This is a genomic window from Streptomyces sp. SID486, from assembly GCF_009865385.1.
Lineage (GTDB): Bacteria > Actinomycetota > Actinomycetes > Streptomycetales > Streptomycetaceae > Streptomyces.
The window spans coordinates 1-1780 of sequence record NZ_WWJT01000419.1 but is presented as its reverse complement, the minus strand read 5'-3'; the positions used below and the strand labels follow the sequence as shown (position 1 = coordinate 1780).

At 79.4% G+C, this 1780-nt stretch carries 1 protein-coding gene; it reads left to right on the top strand.

Features of this window, described 5'->3' with window-relative positions; genetic code table 11:
- The coding region (locus GT045_RS19960) for an SDR family oxidoreductase (protein ID WP_161334974.1) at positions 1-1780 on the top strand (1780 nt) is incomplete at both ends.

Genomic DNA, 1780 nt, shown 5'->3' with positions numbered 1-1780 from the left:
CGGCGCGTGGCCGCCGCCCGGTGCCGCCCCGCTCGACGTCGCCGGCCTCTATCCGCGCCTGCACGCCGAGGGCTACGACTACGGCCCGGTCTTCCGCGGCGTACGAGCCGCCTGGCGGCACGGTGACGCCCTCCTCGCCGAGCTGGAACTGCCCGACGGCGCCGCCCGGGACGCCGCCCGGCACACCCTGCACCCCGCGCTGCTCGACTCCGCCCTGCACGTCACCTCCCTCCTGGGCGACGAGGCCGCACAAGCCCCGGGCACCCTCGCGCTGCCGTTCGCCTGGACCGGCGTCACCGCGCACGCCCGGGGCTCCCGCACCGCCCGCGTCCGCGTCACCCCCGGCGGCGACGGCACCCGCATCGAACTGACGGACACCGAGGGCCGGCCCCTGGCCACCGTCGCGTCGTACGTCACCCGCCCGGTCACCGCCGACCGGCTCACCCGGCGCCGGCGCCACCTGTACACCGTCACCGACGAACCGCTGCCCGCCACCGCCGGGCGCCCCGACCGCCGCACCTGGGCCGTCCTCGGCGACGACGACCTCGGCCTCGGCGCCCCCGCGCACGCCGGGCTGGACGCGCTCGGCGCCACCGTCCCCGACGTGGTGATCCTGCCGGTCACCGCCCCGGACGCGGAGGGCGAGCAACTGCCCGGCGCCGTACGGGCCGCCCTCGGCCGCGCCCTGGAGACCCTGCGGGCCTGGTCGGCCGACCCGCGGTACGCCGCCTCGACGCTGGTCGTCCTCACCGGGGGCGGCCTCGCCGGCACCGCGGTGCACGGGCTGGTGCGGGCCGCGCAGGCCGAGGACCCCGGCCGGATCCTCCTCGTCGCCCGGACCGGCCCCGACGGCCCCGTACCGGACCGCGCCGCGCTGGCCGCCCTCCTCGACTCCGGGGAACCGGAGGCACGGTGGCGGGACGGCCGGGCCCACGCCCCCCGGCTGGCACCCGCGCCCGACTCGCCGGGCCCGGACCGCCCGTGGGGCACCGTCCTGGTCACCGGCGGCACCGGCGGACTCGGCGCCCTGCTCGCCCGGCACCTGGTCCGCGCCCACGGCGTACGCCGCCTGGTGCTCGCCGGCCGCCGCGGCACGGCCCCCGAGCTGCACGCCGAACTCACCGCGCTGGGCGCCGAGGTGACCGTGGCCGCCTGCGACGCCGGCGACCGCGAGGCGCTGCGCCGGCTGCTCGCCGAGCACCCCGTCGACTCCGTGGTCCACGCGGCGGGCACCGTCCGCGACGGCATCGTGGACACCCTCACCGACGACATGGTGGACGAGGTCTTCCACGCCAAGGCACTGGGCGCCTGGCACCTGCACGAGCTGACCCGGGACCGCGGCCTCGCCCACTTCGTGCTGTTCTCCTCCCTCGCCGCCGTCCTGGACGGACCGGGCCAGGGCAACTACGCCGCCGCCAACGCCTACCTGGACGCCCTCGCCGGGCACCGCGCCGCCCTCGGCCTGCCGGCCACCGCGCTGGCCTGGGGGCTGTGGGCGACCGACAGCGGCATGGGCGCCGCACTCGACGACACCGCCCGGGAGCGCATCGCCCGCAACGGCACCCCCGGCCTGACCGCCGAACGGTCCCTGGAGCTGTTCGACGCCGCCGTCCGCTCCCGCGCACCCCACCTCGTGCCCGTGGAGATCGACACCGCCGCCGTGCGCCGACGCCCCGACGGCATCCCGCCCCTGCTGACCGGCCTCGTGCGCCCGGTGGTCACCCGGCGGGCCGCGGCGAGCGCCGCCACCGCGCCGGCCACGGACGGGGGACTGGCCGCG